This window comes from Sphingobacterium sp. GVS05A (genome assembly GCF_019969845.1).
Classification (GTDB): domain Bacteria; phylum Bacteroidota; class Bacteroidia; order Sphingobacteriales; family Sphingobacteriaceae; genus Sphingobacterium.
On record NZ_JAHXYR010000011.1, the window covers coordinates 104,320 to 127,563 of the forward strand.

The window sequence follows — 23,244 nt, forward strand, 5'->3', positions numbered from 1 at the left end:
CCTACGCTCTCCTAATGAGCTTGTAAATTTCAAACCACAGTACAGATGCAGCAGCAACAGCGAGTGCTATAGTCAATTCAGATGCGCTTAGGGCTGTCACCTCAAAGAAAGAAGCAACTGGCCTACAATATAATATGACAAATAGTAATATAAGCACGGCACAAGAGATCCCTACCAGTAAAAAATTACGATTCTTAAAACTTTCGACTATGCTATAATAGAAAGAGCGGTTGGCATAGCTCAACAATATATTCGCAAAGATCAAGGTACAGAATACCATCGCCCTTATCTTTTCTTCGCTTCCGCCATGCTGTGCAGTAAGCTGATAGCTAAACAGGACCCCGAGTGTGATTACTACCCCTTGGATAATGCTTATCCCCAGTTCGTTGATACTCAAAAAAGTCTTTCCCATCGCCCTTGGTGCCTGATTCATCGTATTTTTTTCGATAGGTTCATTTTCATATACAATAGAACAGGTAGGTCCCATGACTAGTTCCAGAAAGATCACATGGACGGGGGTAAATATCTGTGGATAGATCCATCCTAAAAATAAGGGTAAGGATACTGTGAGAATAATGGGAATATGAATAGAAATAATATACTGGACAGCCTTTTTGATATTGGTATAAATCCGGCGACCGGCGGCAATACCAACAATAAGTTTCTGCAAATCATCATTGGTAATGACCAATGCTGCCGCTGATTTGGCGATCTCTGTACCTTTGCTGCCCATAGCCACACCAATATGTGCTGCTTTCAATGCCGGACCATCATTTACGCCGTCCCCGAGCATGGCCACAACCTCGCCGCTCTTTTTCAGCGCATTTACGACCGCGAGTTTTGCATCGGGAAACATTCGGGTGAATAACGTTGTCCGCTCTGCTAGCATTATGATATCATCTTCGGTATTTCCTACTATTTCAGTACCATTCAATGCCGGAGTGTCATTGACAATTCCTGCTTGCAATGCGATCGCTTTTGTTGTTTCAGCATTATCACCGGTAATCACCTTTACTTTAATTCCTGCAGCATAGATCTGCTGAAAGACCTCCCTTATGCCCTGTTTAGGTGGATCATAGAAAACCGTAAGCCCTAAAAACTCAAACTTAAAATCCTGCTGTTTTGCTGGGAAGTCATTTCCTTCAAAATGTGATTTGGCGACACCAAGAATCCGATATCCTTGCCGAGCAAAAGTTTCAATCACCCCTCTTATTTTATCTTTGTCGGTGTCAGAGAGCTGGGAAACGCTAAGTATCGCCTCGGGCGCGCCCTTAGCTGCAATAATCCGCTCCTTTTCGTTATTTTCAAAAAGATGTGTCATCATTGGCGGTTTACCTTCAAGAGGATATTCATGAAACAGCTGATAACTCCTTCTTAAATCGTTTTTTTGCGTTTCTTCGTATATTTTATGTAAAGTGATTTCCATCGGATCAAAAGGCACTGGTTCACTGCTCCACATCGCATAGTCGATAAGCTCATTAAGGGCTTTGTCGTCAAATTCACCTTCGGCATAAACGATATCGGAACGATATTCATACAAATGTTTTAATTGCATGATGTTGGCCGTAATGGTACCAGTTTTGTCGGTACAGATTACTGTTGTACTGCCTAAGGTCTCTACAATACTGCTCCTTTTTATAATAATGCCCTCGCGCATGAGCTTCCATGCACCCAGGGCCATAAATGTCGTAAATGCGACAGGAATCTCCTCGGGCAGTACAGACATCGCCAATGTCAGCCCATTGAGCAGGCTCCCTACGATATTGTGCGTATCCAGGTAACTGAACAAGCAGACCAGCAAGAAAATAACAAGTCCAACGATTGCCATTGCTTTTACAAATTTCTGGATCTGGATCTGTAAAGGCGAAATCTCTTCTTCTATCGTCCGCATGGATTCGCCGATCTTGCCGACGCGCGTTTCTTTGCCTATCTTTTGTACCTGAAAAACAGCAAGTCCCGACACGGTTATAGTGCCGCTATAAACTAAATTATCGGTTGTCGTACTATCCTTGAACACTGAAAAACTCTCCCCTGTGAGGGAGGACTCGTTGACAGAAAAATCGTTGCTGTGCACTATAATTCCATCTGCATTTATCATGCGACCTTCTTCTGTGATACAAAGATCGTTAACGACAATTTCACGTGTAGGAATCTTTACCACCTGTGCCTCTCGGATGACCACACTCAGGGGCTCATTTAGTTTTTCAAGCTCTTCCAGCGCTTTCTTGCTACGGTTGTCCTGATAAAACGAGATCGTCGTAACTGCTACAATAGCCACCAGCATAAAAACCGCTTCAGCATAATTTCCTACGATTACGTAGATCAGTGAGATAACGATCAGTAAGATCAGCATGGGTTCTTTTAAGACCCCCAAAAGCAATTCCATCCAGTTACTTTTATGGGTTGCCGCCAACTGGTTATACCCATATTTTGCTCTGGCATGATTTACTTCTTCCTGACTGAGACCTTTAAGATGACTGGGGATATTATATGCCATAAAGAATTTGCTTAATATAGAAACGATTATCTACTGACTCTATGAGAAACACTATTTTCCCGAATATGTTCTCCAAAATTTTACTTTTATAAATTGGATCTTAGATAGTCACAACATTAATCTGTCGAATTATTTAAGTGCAAATTGCTCATCTTTGACTAAAATTTTAACAGGTATTTTTAGATCGGTTTGGATCTTTACGCGTAATGCTTCCAATGCACATGGTTCTCCATGTACAAGCATGATCTGTTGGGGAGTATTTTTATATTTTCTGATCCATTCCATTAGTTCAGACTGGTCAGCGTGTGCTGAGAACCCTGTCAATTCTACGATATTTGCTTTTACGGGATAGTAACTGCCATGAATCTTCAACTCGTGAGATCCATTTAACAATGCCCTACCGCGTGTACCTTCGGCCTGAAATCCTACAATCAATACTGTGTTATGACTGTTTCCTATATCATGTTTCAAATATTCAAGTACCCGTCCCCCGGTGATCATACCGCTACCCGCAATAATGATTTTGCTTGTTTTATCCCGAATGATCTCCTCTGTATTTTTATAATCTCTGTTAATTTCAATATTCCCAATAATTTCCTGCCATTTTCTTTTCTCCACCGTGGTATATTCGGCATAATCAACCATGATAGCTGTGGCACTAGCAGCCATAGGACTGTCCAGGATTATCGGCAGATCGTGCGGGATTTTGTTTTGTTCCTTTAAACGAAAGAGCATATAGATAAGCTCTTGCGCCCTGCCCACAGCAAAACTTGGGATAATAATGTTGCCATGATTTTTAACTGTAATGTTGATCCAATGTTCCAGACTATCATACAAATCTGCCTTTTCGTGTAATCTGTCCCCATAAGTAGACTCCATCACCAAGAAATCCGCTTTGGTAAAAAAATCATGGATAGGTAGAATCTCGCTATGGTTTCGTCCAATATCCCCTGAGAAGACGATCGTTTTGTCAAAGCATGTAATTGCCACCGAACAGGCGCCGAGGATATGCCCGGAGGGCTTAAACTGACATTGAATATGATCGCTTAGTTTAATATTGCTATTTTCCTTGACGGTATAAAAATATTCAAAAGCACATTCGGAATCCTTTTGTGTATACAGAGGCTTTGCAGGATTATGTTGGGTATAATGATACTGATTAGCCTTTTTTGCATCCTCTTCCTGCAATTTCGCGCTATCAAGCAAAATTAATTTTGCCAGTTCCTCTGTAGGCTCAGTCATATAGATCCTACCTTTAAATCCATTTTTCACGAGTAGAGGGAGATAACCGCAATGATCAAGATGAGCATGGGTAAGAATAACCAGATCAATTTCCGCAACAGGGATATTTAAGGATTCCCAATTTTGTTCACGCAAGGATTTAATTCCTTGAAATAAGCCGCAATCGACTAATATGTTGAGTTCGGGAGTTTTTAATAAATGCTTTGATCCGGTCACTGTTCCGGCTCCCCCGAGAGATTTTATAAAAATAGTTTCCATCTAGATCTTTTTTAATGAAACTCTTAGTTTATAAACAGCATCCTTTTCAATGATATTTATCATTGGTTCTATTTTGTCTAGTGCACTGGTGAGTTCGTCTTTACTCCAAAAATCTTTTATCTGTGATATAAGTGAAGGTTGAAGAATTTGATCGGGGATTTCTGTGGTTTTCATAATGAATTTATTTTATGGTTTGATAGTCTAAAGTTAGATCTATAAAAATTTTCAGATCATGATCACCACTATCCTTTGAGATGATCCTCATCACTTTTAAGGCAAGCAGAGGTACTTTATTCTAAACATATATAATGTAAGCATAGTGAGACTATTCTATCCTGATGTTATTATTTTATTTTGATTAAATCCGTCTTCTAATGATTTGTCGAAGTGGTTGGCAGATAGGTCTGAAGATCACTTTAGGCTTTAATCTTTGGCTGGGTCTTATGTATTGCGTCCTTAAACTCCGCATGCAGCCGTGCAGTAGATAATATCTCATCCGCACAAAATTCATTGATCCTGCTGGTATCAATGCTAAAATACTTGAACGGAGAATTGTGTAATTCATGGTAGATAAAGTAGGAATCTGCCACATATTGGACTGTTATATGAATGAAGTGAAGCTAGCTTTTGATGATGAAATTAGGACAAAAAAGGCTAAGGAAATTAATCCTTAGCCTCAAAAATACGACCTACTAAGCTTATGTCAAATATCTATAACCGGTAACAAAATCAGTTTCCAAAAATTTTGGCCAACTCTTGATGTAGAAGATCACCCTTGATATTGATTGCCACAATATTTCCTTTCGGATCCACCAAATAGTTTTGTGGAACGGCGCGAACCCCGTATAATACTGCAGCTTCATTGCTCCAGCCTTTTAAATCAGCAACATGAATCCAAGGTAATCCATCTTCTTTAATTGCTTTTAACCAAGCATTTCTTCCCTTCGTATCGTCCAAAGATACCGCAAGAACCTCCAAACCCTTACTTTTATATTTGTTATAAGCTTTTAATAAATTCGGATTTTCGGCGCGGCAAGGACTGCACCAACTCGCCCAAAAGTCAATCAAGACATATTGGCCCTTGAAATCTGAGACCTTGATCAATTTACCATTTGCGTCTGGTTGTGAAAAATCTGGTGCTTTATTACCAATTTTGACACTTTTCTCAGCCAAAAAGCGCGCTTCCAGTTGTCTCGCATTTGTCAACTGACGTACTTCCTTAGATAATTTCAGAAACAAAGGTTCTATTTCACTAAGTTTACGTTTATTGGCTGCATCAATAAGAGCGTCCACCGCAAAGATTGAATTTGGATTTTTCGAGGCAAATGCAAGCTCTTTTACTCTACGCGCCTCAAACCGAGCTTCGAACTTTTCGTGGATGGTTTTATATTGCTCGTTAGCATCTGGTGCATCTTTGTCTACTGCAGCAAAAGCTTTGTTACCCGCATCAATAATATCCATAAAACCGCCACCAATTTCATTCAAATAAGCAACATAATGGTCATGCAAGGGAGATCCCTTGATAGATGCAGTTTTTAAAGAGTCTTTGATAACAATGGTGTAATTTTCATTGCCCAAATAGAAATAAAGGCGATCACCAATATTTTGGGCGATTAATTTTCCTTTTCCGTCCTGATCAAATACCATTCTCGAATAAGATGGTTCTTCCACTATTCCCTTAAAACTAAATTTGTTATCTACAATAGTGGAGGAATCTGATGCTGGAAATCCGTCTTTTGTATAGTCCAAATACACCTTTTTGCCATTGAAAGCTTTTGGCGCATTTCCCGTGATCTGAAAGGTGGTCTGCTGGGCAAGCAAAAGCATCGGTGATAAGAACAGGGCCAAAGTCGCCATTTTGAAATTTTTCATATTTTATAATTAGATTTGATTTTTACTTGTGTTTATTTACGCCAGGTCATGTCTATAGGGCTACCTGGGATACCTTCAATTTTTTTGACAAGCTCGCCGCTTTTACCCACCTGGATATCGAGATAATAGAGTGTTCCTGCCGCTCCCGCAATCAGCGTACTCTCGTCATCCTCCAATTTGAGCATAGTGACTTCTCCCTTGATATCAGTTTTTAATGATTGCACCTGTTCACTCAAAGGATTGTAACGAAAAATTTGATTTTGTGCTGCAATGTAAATGTAACCGCTACGACTTGCCAACATTTTTGTATCAGCTGTGATCCACTCTGGTCGTATAAAAAGCCGCTTATGCCCCGAAGTAAAATTAAATGGACCCGCAAAGTTAGCATTGAACATTAACTCATAGATCTGACCATTCGCATTTTTCACATAAGCATAGGTATCCGCATTATTAATCTGCACCAGCTGTAACAAGTCCATACCGATATTGGTAGGATTAAAAATATCTGAACCAATCGCACTATATTGTGTACCAAAATACATCGGTGATCCATAGAGATTGATACGAACAAATTGTTTCTTGTTTTTTTCAAAACCAATTACGGTATAATTGTTATTAACCGTTGACAATACAAACTTTGAAGATAAATCGTAATCCCCATCTGCATAAGTACCAAACATTCCATAGGTTGCCGATTGATCCCATGTTGTCGTTGCACCGCCGTAAAATTTGTCATTGATGACCCCCAAAAGAACCCCTTGTGGATGAGCTTGAAAACTCCCAACGTTAATGGTCGGAGGAGCTAAAAAGAAATTATCATGTAAAGTACCTGGCTTCTCACTCTCCTTTTTCAAACTATTGACATTTAACCGAACTCCGCCTTTTTTTGAAATGATCCAATAGCCTAACGGTGTGTTGCCCGTGAATTGATTCTTCACATAATGCAACTGCAGGGGTTCGGCCGGTAAAGGTTGTCCATTTATGACTTCATAGATATTAGGTTGAACGCTGTTGTCAGCTTTGATAAAGGAAAGTTTACTTTCCTCCTGATCCTTAGATAACACCAAAGTACCCCTAGAAAATTCTGTCACCCCCTGGACTTTAAATGGGTAAAAATATTTCATCCCATTCGCTTTATTGGTTACGGTAAGTCTAGCTGTATAGCGTTTAGCTTCTAGACCAAAGACAATCCTTAGTGCATTTCCCTTGTAATGATTGGCTTCCGGCACAAGCGCTTCAGGAACATCAATACGCCAGTCACATTCCAGATTTTCTGCAGCCAGGCCCACGATTTTAGGTTGGATAACTAGGCTATCACCAGTCATCGCCTCGTATAGCGTATCCAAATTTTGCAGTACCGGTGACTCAGGCATATCAATAACATAATTTCCCTTGTCTTTGTAACAGGACGCCAACAGCGTCGATACGATAATGCTTATTATCAATTTTTTCATTTTATCTAAGCTCCTTTCCTGATTCATCAATAAAGAAAAATTTACCCACTCCAGTATTTTTTTTCAACAGAATTGGCCGATTGGGATTGTCCTTATGGTAAAAGACATAGCTTTGACCATTATCTTTGCTTTCCAATACATAACCTTTTTCGGGATGGTCTGCTACCCACTTAAAAGGGTCATTAAGCATAATGGTTAGTAAGTTGGCAAAATACAGGTTCTTTGGGGCATCCAACCCTTCTGTAGAAAGTTGTCTTTGCTCGGTAGCAATAAAAAAAAGCTGGTGCCTTACCCGAGAATATTCGCCTAATGGCCAATTACCCCACCAATTTGGCTTTTCCAATCGTGCAGAGAGGACGATATAAACTCGTATCAATCGTGGATCATCAATACCAAAATCTGGACTCGTTTTCAGTTTTAATATGAGTGACACTGATTTTTCCTCTAGATCCTTCGTATTATGGATAATTAAAGCTACATGGCCAGATCCTTGGTCAGCTTCTAAAGGATATTCTGACGACAATGATTCATAATGTTCTTTGCTGCGTGCCGTGGATGAATCCTTTTCTACGTAAACCTCAAAATGACGCTGTTTCCCCAAGCGATTACCCATAAGCCGAACTGGAATATAAAGTGTATCCGAAGCTTTGGTCATCTCATAGGCAAAGGTATACACAATGCTATCCCGCGCTTCTGCACTCAGATCGAAATAAACATTAGCGTCTGCATCGTAGGTTTTTAGTTCAGTTTTCTGACAAGAAAAGAACAGGAAAAGAGGAAATGCAATCAGTATATAAATATTTTTTTTCATTCTATTTCTATATTAGCGTTGTCCATAAATTATTTCATCACTTGGTAATGGCCATACAAAGATTTTTTGGCTCGCTGGAATCATCGTACCTTTTTCGCCAATAATAGGTGCGTTTAAACGCTTATAAGCATAAAAAAGCTGCCCTTCAGCATACATCTCTTTTCGGTATTCCTTTAGTAATTCTGTTCGGAATTTAGCAGCCGTCGACACATCGGCGGGTTCTCCTACACCACGCTGTATACGCACCTGATTCAGATATTCTGCGGACAAGGTCGGATTGTTTTCATAATTACATTCAGCAACAATGTAGTAGAGCTCACTTAATCGTATCGCTGGAGCCATTAGATAATGTAAATTGGCTTCAAAATTATCACTAAAAGAATTTCTATTGTATTTTACCAAAGCACTTAAAGCTGTGGTTCCTAAACTCACTGAACCAAACCATTGGGTGTAACGTAAATCACCTCCCCCATTACCTCCAACTTCATAAATTGTGCGTCCTTCTTCTTTATCTAAGTTCATCCTTCCGGTGCTAAACCATTCTTGATTATATTCGTTATTCATTCCCGGAATATACCAGGCAAATAGAAGCTCTTTGTATAAAATTCGATCCTTCTTATCCTCCTTTACGGATTGGAAATCGGTGTTATTTGTCCAAGGAAATTTTTTCGATAGGATCACTTCCATCGCATTTGCCAAAGCTTTGGGCTTATCTCCTTTATAAAGATAAACCCGCGCTAGAATACCACATACAGCATAATAATTCAATCTATGCCTTCTATTTTGCAAAAAGAGGCTGCTGCTATTCAATTCCGAGCTGGCCAGCGTGTCCTTTATTGTCGGATACCCTACTACATAAGAAGCAGAGCGTATTGGATCTACCTTTAATAAATCTTTCGCTATCGCCAAATCCGCAATGACAGAATCCAACACTGCTGACACTTTGCTTAATGGAGTCGTTTTATTCGCGTATTTGGTTACATAGGGTATGGCATCGGCCTGTGCATTCACGCCAGGTGCTGGAGCGAACAGACGTAAGGCGTCGAAATGTAGGAAAGCACGCAAAGCCAGCGCCTCTCCCTTGATCAAAGCGAAGTTGTCTCCGGCAAACAGATTTTTCTTGCCGTCGATTTCCGCTAGTAAGAGATTTGCATTCACTATCCCATGGTACAAACCCTTCCAAATATTGTCCTTGCGATCTTTAAAGTCGCCATCATCGTATAAAAATCGTGCTGTCTTCTGATAACTTAAGGGATCATTGTTCGGAATTGTATAATTTTGAACAAGTACTTCAGGCGTGCCGATTGTCAATTCTTTACCGTAGAGGTCACCCTTAGCACAGCGGGTATAAATTCCCAATAGTGCTTCCTTAAAACCATCCTCCGTAGTAAAGAGCAGGTCTTTTTCGACCTCACTTTGGGGTTGTATATCAAGCCACTTCTGGCAGGAAAACAAGCAAATACTGCAAAGTACAACGATAAATATATTTTTCTTTTTCATATGTTAGTTCGTTTGAATGAAGTAATGTTCACGAATCACATCACTATCAATCTACATTCTTGATTTTAGCAAACCTTATTTAAATCTAGCCTGTAACGTCAAGGTTACTGATCTTGCAAAAGGGTAATTGATGCCTCGCTCCTCCTTCACATTAGACCAACGAAAAATATCGTTACCAATCAGGCCCACACGCAAACTCGCCAGAGCCAACCGATTGGCAAAAGCTTTATTAGCATCGTAAGATATATTAAGGGATTGCAGTGTTAATAGATTATCTGGCATCACAAAACGAGAAGATAACTCGCTCCGTCCCAAATCCTCAATACTTTTAAAAAATGTATGATCTCCCGGATTCTTCCATCGTTCCTCAAGCACCCTCGCATCCACATTGTAACGTGGATCTGCATTTTCAACTCGATCCACCAGGGTTTGGTTATAGGTCTTTCCTCCCACGCGTGTTTGGAAATAGGCCACCAACATCCATTGCTGATAACGCAAGGTACCACCGAAAGATCCCTCCATTTTTGGCGTCGCTACACCAACCACTGCGATATCGCGCGGATCCCAGATATAAGTCAGTGTTCCATCTCGCTTCACAAAGACTTCCCGTCCACTTTCAGGATCTATACCCAAAGAAGGAACCGCATATATGGCATCCATGGACTGCCCCTCTTCATAACGTAATAAGGGTACGGCTTTAAATTCATCTTTCTGTTGTTCTTCATCTGCGCGCTCATTGTAACTCTTCAAAGCATTCGATATACGCACAATTTTGTTGCGATTCTGAACAAGATTGGCCAACAAGCTCAAAGTCCATTTTTCAGACTTAATCGCCTGCCAATTTATGCCCAACTCCACGCCCTTATTCTCCATATCGCCTAGATTTTCTTTATAAGAACTAAATCCTGTCGAAGGAGCGATATTAATATCTGCCAAAATATCTTTTGTAATTTTACTATAGTTGCGCAGTGAAAAAGTCAATCTGTTTTTCCAGAAGCCGATATCTAAACCCAAGTCCACCGATTGCGTCCTTTGCCAAGCAAGATTCTCATTACCATAATTTCGTACTATACTCCCCAGTCCCGACGAGTACCAGTTGTTTTTATCATAAGAATAAGTAACGCGCGACATGTAAGGATCAAATTGGACGGACCCTGTCAAGCCAACGGTTGCGCGAAGACGCAACTGACTGATCACCTTAGTGGCAAACCAATTTTCATTATGCACATTCCAGCCAATTCCTGTAGACCAGAAAGGCGCTGTACGTTTATTTGCGCCAAATTTGGACGATCCGTCTATGCGTAAGGTTGCATCAAGTAGATACCGGTTGTCATAACTATAGTTACCACTTAGGAAAGAGCCAAATAGACGTGAGGCCCCCACATTAGTTTCTGGACTTTTCCCCTCCTCATAGCCTTTAGCAAAACCAATATCGGTGAAACGGTCATTGGGAAAACCAATCGCTTTGAAGTAGCGTTCATCATAACTTTCTGTCCTTATATTGGCTCCAGCGATCACATTAAAATAGTGCTTCCCTATATTTCGGTCCCAATTCAATCGTATATTTCCGTCCCAATACAGTTCATTGTTACTATAGCTTCCATAGCTCCCTCTTTCATCTGCTCTCGAGGTTTCGTAGGAATAGAACTCGTTAGACAAGGGTGAACGGAAATCGTCACCCGTGTTCATGCGTTTCAGTAAAGATAGCAATCCACGTAGGCGCAATCCCTGACCTAGATCAATGTCGGCTGAAAGATTATTCAATAGTTCGGTATAGCCCGATTTGTTGTAGCTGCTCAATGTAGCGTCATATGCAGGATTAAGTACATATTCCTCGTTTCTATTTCCGGAGGCATCTACTCTGGTCCAACGATCCGATAATTGTGTGATATTACCTTGATCGTCTTTCAGCCTATAGTAAGGGTTCATTTTAACAAAATTCTCAAAACTACCATAAGGAGATTCCCTGCCATCGACTACCGTAATGGAGAGCTCATTTTGAAAACGGATTTTATTTTTGGGATTGTAACTAAAATTTAACCCACCGGAATACTGGTTTCTCCCAGAACCTTTCATCACACCAGGGCGAGTTTGGTAACGCATATCTACGCCATAACGAAAAGTCTGTGCACCACCCTCCAAGAATACACCATGTTTTTGCCCAATTGCTGTACGTACCGGTTGTGATAACCAATAGGTATCTATTCCCCCGAGCACATTTGCAAGTTTATGATAGTATAATTCGTCTAATACGTCCTGCGATTGACGTTGTTTCTGACCATCATAAAGCCCTGCTAATTTTTCATAAGCGAGCTTTTCCGGTGCATTCAATAGGTTATAGCCTGACAAATCTGGTACATTTACATTTGTTTCATGCGTATACGTAAGCTGCAATTTACCTTCTTTAGGAGCCTTTGTAACGATTACCATTATCCCATTGGCTGCACGCGAACCGTAGATAGCACTCGCTGCTGCATCCTTTAATGTGGTGACACTCTCAATACGCGTCATATCCAGATCCATTACTTTCTCCAGACTCACTTCAAAACCATCCAAGATAAAAGCAGGTAAATTCATAGTCGTCGTGACATTGTCTCGACGTAACACATCCGTGCTTCCACTAGGTAATGCCGAGGATCCACGTACATTAATATTAGGCAGCGCATTCGGATTGGAGCCCGCTAAGTTATTAGGTAATATCTTAAAAGATGGATCAAATACCTGCATAGCCTGTAGCACATTCTGTGGGTTGACCTGCCGCAGTTCATCTCCACTTTTGGTAATGGCGGTTCCGGTAAAGGAATCCTTTTTAAGCGTCTGATAACCAGTAACAACAACCTGTTCCAAGGAATTTGCCTCTGCTTCCATCTGTATTATATATTCGTCCTTGTTCTCTGCTAAATTGAGTATAAAATTTTTGTAGCCTACCATACTCATTGTAAGCGGTTGCATGTTTCCAACGGTTGTAAACCTGCCCTCCTTATCGGTCGCGGCAATCGCATTGCCCCCCTGAGTGATATTCACTCCGTATAGTGGCTTGCGATCTTTTCCGAAGATCTGGCCTTTGATTTGTATTTGGGATGATTTTTCCGTCATAGGACGGGCTTTCTGTTCAATCTTGCGCGGATTTGTTTTCTTTTCCAGGAAGATCGTTTTCGATTCAATGGTATACCCGATTTCCTGATTGGTTAAAATTTTATTGAGGAATAATTTAAGAGGCATTTTTTCGGCTTTGATTGAAATTGGCCGTGCCGCCTCCAATATCTTTTTCGCTCCGAGTACCTCATAGTTCGTCTGAAGCTTGATTGTCTGGAGCACGTCCTCAAGTGAAACATTATGCCCAGAGTAAGTTACAGTTTGTGCGTTGACCCGATGGCTGATCTGGAGTAAGACAGCAAAAAATAGCCATAATAAGGGTTTGGTCGCTTGTGAAAAACAACTTAATTTCATTAATTCTAGTTAGTTTAGTTAGGTTAGATTGCGGGATCTACTGTCCAATTTGTTAATTCATATACGCAGTGTTATGTATTTTTTTTCTTCGTTATTGTCCTCCTTTCCGTATGTTAGATGCATTTTTTTCAATAATAAGTTTACCGTCATCCGTCAGCTGATAGGACAAATCCTGATCTTTCAATATTTTCAATATCGTGGACAATTTACTTGTTCTGAATGTTCCTCCGAAAAATTCGACCTCAGGTATGTCGCCCTTATAGACCACATCAATGGCATACCATTGGGACAATTCATCCATAACCTCACGAAGAGATTTCCCGTCAAAGTTAAATTTACCATACACCCAAGCCATTTCCTGTTGTACATTGACTGCCCGCTTAGAAAAATTCGCAGCACTATTGACGGCCTGATCGCCAGGTAACAAGGTTACTTGATGACCTCTATTTAGCTCTTTCACAGTCACCTTACCCTCAAGCAATGTGGTTTTTATTTTAGCTGATGTTTGGTAGGCGTTTATATTGAAATGTGTGCCCAATACCCTGACCTGCTGATTTTTGCTATGGACAATAAAGGGTTGATCTTTACGCTTCGCAACCTCAAAATAGGCTTCTCCAAGGAGTGTTACTTCGCGCTTGTCTTTCGCAAAAACAGTCGGATAAGTAAGTATTGTTCCCGCATTCAGTTTAACGTTTGTTCCGTCAGGTAGTGTCACATCATATGTGCCACCGCGCGGTGTTTCTATTTTGGCAGAGACTGCAGCGTTGATTGCTGCAACCTGGTCTCCATGGCTATAATGAATTCCCCCGCTATCGATCACAACCTTGTTTTCAGTTTTATTTAACTGATATTGACGGCCATCTGAAAGCGTAATGGTTGCTAGGTTGGAGGCTGGTAGTCGATCGTTTATAGATACCAATCGCTCATTTAACTGTTGATTGGCCCCCTTATTCCAAAACCAGATTCCACTGATAGCGATGAGTACACTTGCTGCTGCAACAATGGGCCATAGTCTTCTTAGTACAACTGTCCTCGTCTTGGACGGAAATGCTATTTTGGCTTTGAGTCCATCAAAATTACGCTGGGTCTCGAAATATCGGAGACTTGCATATGCTTCGCGCTGTTTATGTCCACTCAAACAACGTTGATAGATCTTTGTATGGAGTGCCGATTCTTTCAGCCAGCTATCCAGGAAAATTCGTTCTTCACCTGTTAGCCGGCCCTGCATTTCCTTTAATACAAGTGCACTGATACGGATAAGTTTTTCTTCTTCGATAAAATCCATGTTGAGCTATTTCAATAATAGATACCACACCGATTAAGAAAAGTACCAAAGACACTTAAAAAAAATTAAAATTTTCCAAAAAGGACGGCTAATGAAAGGAGATAACTAAAAGACTCTCTATTTAAATGCTGGCGAAGAAGGCTCAATGCACGCATTTTCTGATTTTTTACTGTTTGGATACTGATGTGTAAAAGGTCGGCAACTTCCTGGTTGCTATTCCCCTCCAAATAGGTCAACTGAATAATTTCCCGTGCCTTTGGTGGAAGCTTTTGAATCGCTTCGTATAATTCAGCCATTGCCTCGGCATAAACGATGTCTTGCAAATAGGAATTTTGATTTTGGTCTTGCTGGGCCGTGTACACATCTATCCGATTCAATCTGCGCTGCCGAGCCGTCTGATAATTAAGTCCAATTCGACGTGTCGTTTGATAAAGAGCGGCTTTTAGATGTGCTAAGCTTTCAAAATTACGTTTACCCTGCCATAAACGAATAAATCCCTCCTCTGCAATATCCTCTGCCTCTTTGCTTTCATCCACAAAACTCGAGGCATACAAACAAATACGACTGAAATAACGATTATATACCTGCGCGCACGCCCGCTCTTCTCCCTTTAGGAATTCCTCAAGCAGTTGTTTTTCGCTCGTATAGTTCATGGATAGATTACTTTAGCTCAGGTTGATCGTTTCAGTCCATAAAGATAACAAAAAAGAATCGATAGTTGCCACCACATGATTCGTTCATTGCAGGGAGTAAATCTTGGCTTAAAGGAAATTAACCTACCGTAATTTGGCAACCAACTGAAAACTAGCGCAATTTATGGGTCACCTAATTATGATGCCCCATAGGCAGTTTGATTCTTTTTAATTCTTCTAAATCATGAACTGGTCGCTCTAATTCATAAGGAATAGGCTGACCCGAAAACAGTTGGAAGTATTGCAAGCAGGCATCTTTCCACCAAATTGCATCCCGGACCTGTATTCTAAGTTTGGATTGTACCGCATGAAAACGAGATTGATCTATAAATTTTTCCATACAATCCCAAACTTTCTGAAATTCACGCACCTTTTGGACACCATGATCATAACGGTAACATAGTTCTCTCCAAAGTGTATTACCGTTTTTCATTGTGTAATTCCAAGAAACATGATGAAACCACAGAAGAAGATTTTCAGGACAGGTCGATTTATTGTTATATATATTGCGCAATGGTAGATTATATTGGGATATGGCATTACTTCCATCAATAGTCCGATCAAAGCCCAGTCCCAGCCTGTCTGCGTTATGGTAATACCAAGGCATCCAATCTGGACGGCCGCCAGGAATATTTCCCCAAGGTTCGGGTCCATAATGATGATCAAAGGCAAACAGGTGATGTAAACCCATGGGCATCATGTAGTCTACAGCAGCCTCGCGTGATTCCAACATCATCTTTTTAACCGGATTAATAAACTCCCGGTCTCGTGTGAAAGTCATTTGTATCCATTCATCGGCGATCTGTTCGGCCGAAAGACTGTTGCCCCAGGCCAATCGTCCAAAGGCATACCAATTGGCCTGTGCAAAATGGTGTCCTGTCCAGTTAGTATCATGACCGATATTCGCCACTGCTGCAATAGCTGTTTTGGAACCTAAGCGTCGGTTTCTGCCCGTCATTTCAGCCACTGTAGAGCCCACCCCATAGGCAAAGGTTTCGTCATCCAATACCTCTTTAAATAAGGGAGCCAAATACACCAAATGATTGGAAAAGCCTAAATATTCCTGTGTCAACTGAAATTCAAGCATCTTCGCAGTCTTGTGCATGGCACCGAATAAGGGATTGAATGGTTCTCGTGGCTGAAAATCTATCGGTCCATTTTTTACCTGGAGAATAACATTTTCTTTAAATGTTCCATCTAAGGGTACAAACTCCTGGAAAGCCTGCTTTGCGCGGTCATCTTTGGTTGGCTGATAAACAAAAGCTCGCCAAAATACGATACCGCCATGTGGGCTAAGTGCGTCGGCGAGCATATTGGCTCCATCAGCATGTGTGCGTCCGTAATCTTGCGGTCCCGGCTGACCTTCAGAATTTGCCTTGACCAAAAAACCGCCGAAATCTGGAATTAATCTATAAATTTGTTTTACTTTTGACCTCCACCAGTGCTGGACATCTTTATTTAAGGGATCCGAACTCGGTAGACCACCTAAAATTTGGGGAGAAGAAAAATTAACCGATAAATACACCTTGATGCCATATTTGCGAAAAATATCAGCTAGAGCCTTCACTTTAATGAGATAGTTTGCTTCCAATAGTTGAGGAGCGGCATTTACGTTATTCAAGACAGTGGCATTTATACCAATAGATGCATTCGCTCGCGCATATTCTTCGTATCTGGGAGAAAGCTTTTGTGGCAGCTCGTGCCATTTCCACAACGAATGACCGGCATAACCACGTTCTATGGTACCATCCAAATTGTCCCAATGGTTTAGCATGCGAATATCATAAGAAGGTATTTCGATGATTGGCAAATGAGGTAGCTGCCTCCCTGTCTCCTGAAGCCGCAGCAAATGATAAGCACCATATAACAAACCTATTGCCTGGCCGGCAACCACATGGATTCCTTTAGGGTCTTGACTAATCTGGTAGCCACCTTTTAGCCGTTGGTGTTTGCGATCAAGTTGAAGTGTCACATCGACCCCGTTCCAATAATTCAAAAGCTCCTCTTTGGCCAACGTTATTGTCGCATCGGTAGGCGATATGCCCCTGATATTTATAGTGTGACCGGCTCTCTCCTGTTTGGAAAATCGCAGCCATAGTTGACTACCATCTTCCGATCTTACCCCTTGCGGTAAGCAACATAAAACTATGAACAGGAAAAGGTTCAAACGCATGATATAAGTCATTAGCGAACTGTCAAAATCATTATTTAAGAAGATAAACCGTTTATAGGCTTGATGTGTCCGTTTTCGTCATATTCAATTTCGATGACTTTCATACTCCTTAGCCAAGTTTTCCCTCCCGATGGGACGGAATCATGATAAAAAAGGTACCATTTGCCCTGAAATTCTAAGATACTGTGATGTGTCGTCCAGCCAATAACCGGTGATAAAATAACCCCCTGATAGGTGAATGGTCCATATGGATTCTCTCCTATTGCATAACAAATTAAATGGCTATCACCGGTCGAATATGAAAAATAATATTTACCCTGATATTTATGCATCCAGGATGCTTCAAAAAATCGTTTATCGGTATCCCCCTGTTTTAAGACTAAGCCATTTTTATCTAAGATAACGAGATCACGGGGTTGCTCAGAAAATTCAAGCATATCTGCTGACATCTTGACAACCTTTGGAGTTAATGCAGGTTCATCCGCCTTCGGTAATTCGTTGGGTGAAACAATTTTATTATTTCGATAAAACTGCAATTGCCCGCCCCATATACCACCAAAATAGAGGTAATAGCATCCATCATTATCTTTAAACGCACAGGGATCGATACTGTAACTCCCTTTTATCGGATTATTCTGGGGCACAAATGGACCATAAGGTTTGTCCGATAAAGCGACACCTAGTCTAAAAATGTCATTTTTGTCTTTCATGGAAAAATACATATAGTACCTGCCATCTTTCTCGGTAACATCCGAATCCCAAAGCTGTCGACCAGCCCAAGGAATATCTTTTACATCCAATACTTTCCCATGGTCTAATACTTCGCTCTGCAGATCAGTCAGTGAAAATGCATGGTAATCTTGCATATCGAAATGATCACCGTTATCATTTTCGGGAATACCACTCTCGCGGTCATGAGACGGATAGATATAAATCTTGTTTTCAAAAACATGCGCTGATGGATCAGCCATGTAATCACTTGGATACAAATACTTACTTTTTTTCATTTTCTTTATCACTTTTTTTTTTGAGTCAATGCTATAATATCTTTTACAAATGGTTTGGGATGATAATGACGGTCAAATAAAAGAGGATAATCCGTGCGTCCGGGAATAGGCCATCCGTTTTTCCATGAATCTCCATCCCCAACCCCCCACAGGGTCACGCGGGATATCTTATCCTGATGTTTGAGATAAAGATTAAAAAAGTCAATATATCGCCTGCCAAGCTCAGCCATTTTACCAGCCGGCAGACCTTTTTCATAAGGATTAGTCTCCTTACTGTAAGCATAGCGCTCGCCAATTTCTGCTCCCATATTGGGGCGCACATGTGGGAGCACCGAGATATCCATTTCGGTAATCATCACCTTCACACCCAGGCTTGCAAATCCGAGAATGGTCTTTTCAACTTCGCCCAATGATGGATTGTCCAAAGCGTTATGCTCTTGCATACCTATGCCACTTACCTTTCCACCCGCAGCCTTCACCTGTTGTACCATCGTCATAATTCCTTTTCGCTTTTCGGGAATGGCCGTTGAGTAATCATTATAATACAGTTCGGCATTAGGGTCGGCTTCATGGGCAAATTGAAAAGCCAATTGTATAAATTCAGGCCCAATAATTTTATAGAATTTGCTTTCACGCCATTCACCATTATCCAGTATGGCTTCGTTCACAACATCCCAGCCGAACACGCGGCCTTTATACCGGGAAACAACTGTTTGTATATGTTTACGCATGCGTTCAATCAATACCGGCCGCGAGACATCTTTCCCGTTTTTATCAACAAAAAACCAAGCTGGTGTCTGCGAATGCCAGATTAATGTATGACCTATAATCTGCATCTTATTTTGTTCACCGAATGCTACAAAACGATCCGCGTCGTTAAAGTAAAATTGTCCCTCCTGAGGCTGCAGAAACATGCTTTTCATGCAGTTTTCGGCGACAATGGAGTTGAATTGCTTTTTGACAACTGCTACAGCCTGAGTGTCCCTTTCCCATATCTGATCAAGATTGAGGGCAGTACCTATAAAAAAGTTATTTTCAAATGCCTCTTTCAAGGTCAGTGAATCAGGCGCTTGATTCATGTGTTGTGTAGTTGCGGCAACAGCATGAGATCCCAATAGGGCTGTTACGGCCAAAACAATAGTCTTTAGCATATGCGTGGTTTATTTTTGATTAATAATTAGCTTTGAATTCGATATCGCGATTGATTTTATCTATGGTGGCATCATCCAATTCATATTTTGAAATGACGTACATGGCTAACAATAAAAGTATTGCGGGAATAACAGCCACCAGCCATAGGATCCCCTTTTCGGCCATAGCAGATTGCGTCGTTACATTATCTTTATCAAATGCAACATACGCCAGCACCAGTCCCGGAACAATTCCGCCCAGTGCCATACCAGCTTTGTAAAAGATGCCTGTCAATGCATTGACAATTCCGGATATACGTTTACCAGTTTTATATTCACCATAAGATATCACTTCCGGGACCAGAGCCCACATATATCCTGTCGCGACGATCACACCTGTGGATTTGATAAATTGCGCACTCAATACCAGCCAAGTATTTCCTTTAAGTGTTTCGTTAGTTGAAATAATATATAACATAATCATGCCCAGGATAGCTATCCCCAAGAAAACATAGAACATTTGCTTTTTTCCGATCGCGCGTTTAATAGCAGGTACAAGCGGCATGAATATAAATGCAGGCAACGATCCCAAAGCCATGAAATATGGAAGCATATCAGGTGCATTGACATTGTAGATCATATAATAGGAACCCGCCGAATTTCCGATGGCCATCATGGCAAAAGCAGTAATAAAGAAAAATGCAAGAATGCGCAATGGTCGATTATGTTTAAATTCCTGCCAAAGATCAGACACTTGGACATTTTCCGTCTCTTTTTCATCCATAATAACGCGTTCTTTTGTTTGTGAAAAGCAAAAAAATAAAAGGATTAAACCAACCAAAGCATAAATAAGCATTGTCGTAAACCAGGCACCGGCTGAATCCTTCGAGTTAATCTTTCCATCGGGAGAGAAATATTTGACGACAATAGGTACACCATAACCAACGGCGAGCCCCCCAATATTCGCCATAAACATGCGCGTGGAAGTCAACTTTGTCACTTCGTCGGTATCTCTGGTTAGGGAAGCATTTAAAGCACCATACGGAACATTAATCAATGTGTATAAAATAGATAGCCCAACATAGGTAATATATGCGTAGGTCAATGAGCCGGAATATCCATTCCAAAAACACAGCACCGCAAAACCTGTAAGCGGAATTCCGCCCAAAACCAGATATGACCTATACTTACCCAGACGGGGATTGCTTTTATCAACAAATGCACCAACAATGGGATCCCAAATCACATCAACGATCCGGACAATCAGAAACATGACCCCCGCTGAAGCAGCTGAAATTCCGTACACATTAGTGTAGAAAATCAATAGATACATTGAAACAGTCTGATAGATAAGATTCTGTGCCAGATCGCCTGCGCCAAATCCTACCCGTTGCTTCATTGAGAGCTTATAAAAGCCTTTGACAGGCTTTGCCTCTGTTATAATTTGGTCCATATATAATTGGTTATTCTAATATTGAATTACTGTGGTAAAACTACAAGAACTATGCTGTCGGCACCCGATACAAATGTTTTATATTCCAATAAAAATGTTTAAAAAGGCGCATTATACGAGAAATAACCGACAAAAGATGAGGACTACGTAGGTACCTACTGTACCTACTGCCGGTAAAAAAAGAGGGAATCTGAAATAGATCCCCTCTTTTTACAAAGTATTTCAAACCGCACCTACCTTTGATCTATTCAGTTCGTAACATATTTGACCAGATAGCTTTTCGTCTGTCCCTTGTAAACACAATCAACTTGAGCATGACCTGTCAACGAACTCGCCTGCCTGACCGTAATCTTCACGTCAGGATTAGTCGCGAATGCTTTTACAACAGGAATTTTTTTACCTTTTATTTCCAAGGGAGAAATGACCTCATAGGTATTGTAACCAATGATACCATTCTCATCTGTGGATCTGATCGGAATAGAGGGTAAAGCAAGTTTTTTACCATTTACGGTAATATCGACCTTCGGCGATATTGGACGTACAATTTTTTGGTTTTTTGAACTAAACCCCAATCCGATAAAATCGAAGAGAGGTTTACCCTCTTCCCCTTCGGCCACCAGATATAGCGCATGCTTGCCCCCCAAATGATCAACATATTTCGAAACATCAGCTGTGAAGTGTGTCACCTCAGATTTAGCATTAGCCGGAATTACGATCTGGGCAATCTTTTTCCCCTTCCAGACATCATTTTCCCAAGGACCATCCAACCACACATTGACCTTAAACGCAGCCTGTGTTTGTGGGGAAATAAATAGATCAAAGGCCGTCTGATTTCCCGCTTTCGTACCATTAAAAGCTTTCAATCCAAATTTGTCCTGATCAAGCCCGCCGAATCCAAAATATTTAAAGCCGACAATATTTCCATTTTTCATATTGGTCACTGGCATATGATTGTCCCAGACATCCCAGGAATCTTGCTGTAAGCTGATATCTGAAAGATAACAGGCATATCCAGCAGAATAGTACCTGTAGGGATCTAGTCCATAAAAATGAAATCCTTCAGATGTAACCTCCGCACCTTTATATTCCTTCCCATTTTTATCTTTGGTCGTCAGACTCTCTTGGAAAGGATTAAATGCACGAATAGAAACCATCCCACCCTCTTTCACACTTTTTTCGTCCCATTGCACTTTAATGGGCTCCACTACCGCCTGCCTTGCGAATCCAAAGCCCCGTGGTGGTCTATGATAAAATACATACCATTGTCCATTGATCAACTCAATACTACCATGGGTATTGTGACCTGCATTGCTGGTTTCAATGCCTGAGCCATCCCTATTCACTACCGGAGCACGCGAGTCGACCAACACGCCACCACTTTTCCATGGTCCCAGTGGTGAATCGGCGACTGCATAACGTAAGGTTGAGTTGGAGCTGCTGACGCCATATTCGGGTCCAGAATAGCCACTGTATACTGTGACAAATTTATTTCCCACCTTACGAATCGATGAAGCTTCGAAGAAATTAAAGGTCCCCAGATCTTCACCAGCAAAAATATTGGGGTAAGTGGTTCCTTTGGGATCACGCAACTCTCCATATCGCGCACTTGCAGGTAGCAGGTAGTTGATAACCTCCGTTCCCGGTCTAAGCGAATACATTGTTTTTTGGTCTAACTGGGCGGCCATGGATCGTTGAAATCCCCAAAAGCCATAAGCTCTGAATCCAATGTCGAAATCGGGATCTTTCGGATCGGTAACGTATTCAATGTAGACTGCCGGATCAAATCCCAAGATACTTCCCGGCAAGGTACGTTGTCCATCCGCGGTCAGATTCACCGGTTTAAATGGGCCGTTGGGTCTATCTCCTTTAACGACCATGGCTTCACGATGTTCTCCCCTGCTGTGTGGAAACAAATAATATTCTTTCTTTCCATCTTTTCGTTTGACCTCCACGATATCCGGTGCATACATGACATCCCATTTTCCATCCATTGGATAGGTAAAAATAGCTCCCTCATCACGCCAGCTCGTCAAATTCTCAATAGGCGCTGACCACATTCTGATGTCAGGTCCACAATAACTTGTAAAACGCAAGTCGTGTGAACCAATGATATAGGCGCGGTATTTCCCGGGCTGATCCGGATCCTCAAAAACCCGGGGCTCGCCATCTGGAAGATGTTCCCAAAGTGGCAGATAAGGATTGCCGATAGATTGATGTACAAATCCTTTACTTAAATCTTTCAGCACATTTTGTTGCTTTTGCCCTATAACTGTTGTCGTCGACAAGATTCCTGTGATGGACAATACCAATGCCATTGTCCTTTTTTTTAAGACAATATTTAGTCCCTTCATAAAATTGAATAAATTAGTTACTTAAATTGATGAATTATATACTGATCCTTAGTTGTTTGAATTGATTTA

General features: G+C 41.1%; 15 protein-coding genes. All 15 read right to left on the bottom strand.

Annotation, left to right across the window (positions count from 1 at the left end):
* Position 1: 1 nt before the first annotated feature.
* The 15 genes from LC454_RS23690 to LC454_RS23760 all read right to left on the bottom strand — a co-directional run bounded on the left by LC454_RS23690 (position 2) and on the right by LC454_RS23760 (position 23,139).
* Positions 2-2,497: a cation-translocating P-type ATPase gene (locus LC454_RS23690; protein ID WP_223584924.1), complete on the bottom strand. Its 2,496-nt coding sequence runs from the start codon at positions 2,495-2,497 to the stop codon at positions 2-4.
* 129 nt (positions 2,498-2,626) lie between these two features.
* Positions 2,627-3,997 carry an MBL fold metallo-hydrolase RNA specificity domain-containing protein gene (locus LC454_RS23695; protein ID WP_223584925.1) on the bottom strand — a complete coding sequence of 457 codons (1,371 nt, stop codon included), beginning with the start codon at positions 3,995-3,997 and terminating at the stop codon, positions 2,627-2,629.
* Positions 3,998-4,171, bottom strand: coding sequence for a hypothetical protein (locus LC454_RS23700; protein WP_223584926.1), 174 nt, complete (start codon positions 4,169-4,171; stop codon positions 3,998-4,000). It abuts the gene before it with no gap.
* A gap of 555 nt (positions 4,172-4,726) precedes the next feature.
* Positions 4,727-5,869: a TlpA disulfide reductase family protein gene (locus tag LC454_RS23705; protein ID WP_223584927.1), complete on the bottom strand. Its 1,143-nt coding sequence runs from the start codon at positions 5,867-5,869 to the stop codon at positions 4,727-4,729.
* 32 nt (positions 5,870-5,901) lie between these two features.
* Positions 5,902-7,323, bottom strand: a complete 1,422-nt coding sequence (locus LC454_RS23710; protein ID WP_223584928.1) for a PKD-like family lipoprotein — start codon at positions 7,321-7,323, stop codon at positions 5,902-5,904.
* A gap of 1 nt (position 7,324) precedes the next feature.
* Complete coding sequence (locus LC454_RS23715; protein ID WP_223584929.1) at positions 7,325-8,134, bottom strand: DUF4843 domain-containing protein; 810 nt, start codon at positions 8,132-8,134, stop codon at positions 7,325-7,327.
* Between the two features lie 12 nt (positions 8,135-8,146).
* A complete protein-coding gene (locus tag LC454_RS23720; RefSeq protein WP_223584930.1) occupies positions 8,147-9,634 on the bottom strand; it encodes a RagB/SusD family nutrient uptake outer membrane protein in 1,488 nt (495 codons plus the stop codon).
* A 75-nt stretch (positions 9,635-9,709) separates the two neighbouring features.
* The gene (locus LC454_RS23725) at positions 9,710-13,084 is read right to left on the bottom strand and encodes a SusC/RagA family TonB-linked outer membrane protein (RefSeq protein WP_223584931.1); all 3,375 of its coding nucleotides are present in this window, start codon (positions 13,082-13,084) and stop codon (positions 9,710-9,712) included.
* 91 nt (positions 13,085-13,175) lie between these two features.
* Complete coding sequence (locus LC454_RS23730) at positions 13,176-14,369, bottom strand: FecR family protein (protein WP_223584932.1); 1,194 nt, start codon at positions 14,367-14,369, stop codon at positions 13,176-13,178.
* Positions 14,370-14,434: 65 nt separating this feature from the next.
* A complete protein-coding gene (locus tag LC454_RS23735; protein WP_223584933.1) occupies positions 14,435-15,022 on the bottom strand; it encodes an RNA polymerase sigma factor in 588 nt (195 codons plus the stop codon).
* 172 nt (positions 15,023-15,194) lie between these two features.
* Positions 15,195-17,234, bottom strand: a complete 2,040-nt coding sequence (locus LC454_RS23740; protein ID WP_223584934.1) for an alpha-glucuronidase — start codon at positions 17,232-17,234, stop codon at positions 15,195-15,197.
* 35 nt (positions 17,235-17,269) lie between these two features.
* A complete protein-coding gene (locus tag LC454_RS23745; protein ID WP_223584935.1) occupies positions 17,270-18,241 on the bottom strand; it encodes a glycoside hydrolase family 43 protein in 972 nt (323 codons plus the stop codon).
* A gap of 8 nt (positions 18,242-18,249) precedes the next feature.
* On the bottom strand, positions 18,250-19,392 hold the full coding sequence (locus LC454_RS23750; protein WP_223584936.1) for an endo-1,4-beta-xylanase: 1,143 nt from the start codon (positions 19,390-19,392) through the stop codon (positions 18,250-18,252).
* A 19-nt stretch (positions 19,393-19,411) separates the two neighbouring features.
* The gene (locus tag LC454_RS23755; protein ID WP_223584937.1) at positions 19,412-20,824 is read right to left on the bottom strand and encodes an MFS transporter; all 1,413 of its coding nucleotides are present in this window, start codon (positions 20,822-20,824) and stop codon (positions 19,412-19,414) included.
* Positions 20,825-21,072: 248 nt separating this feature from the next.
* Positions 21,073-23,139 carry a hypothetical protein gene (locus LC454_RS23760; RefSeq protein ID WP_223584938.1) on the bottom strand — a complete coding sequence of 689 codons (2,067 nt, stop codon included), beginning with the start codon at positions 23,137-23,139 and terminating at the stop codon, positions 21,073-21,075.
* Positions 23,140-23,244: the final 105 nt, after the last annotated feature.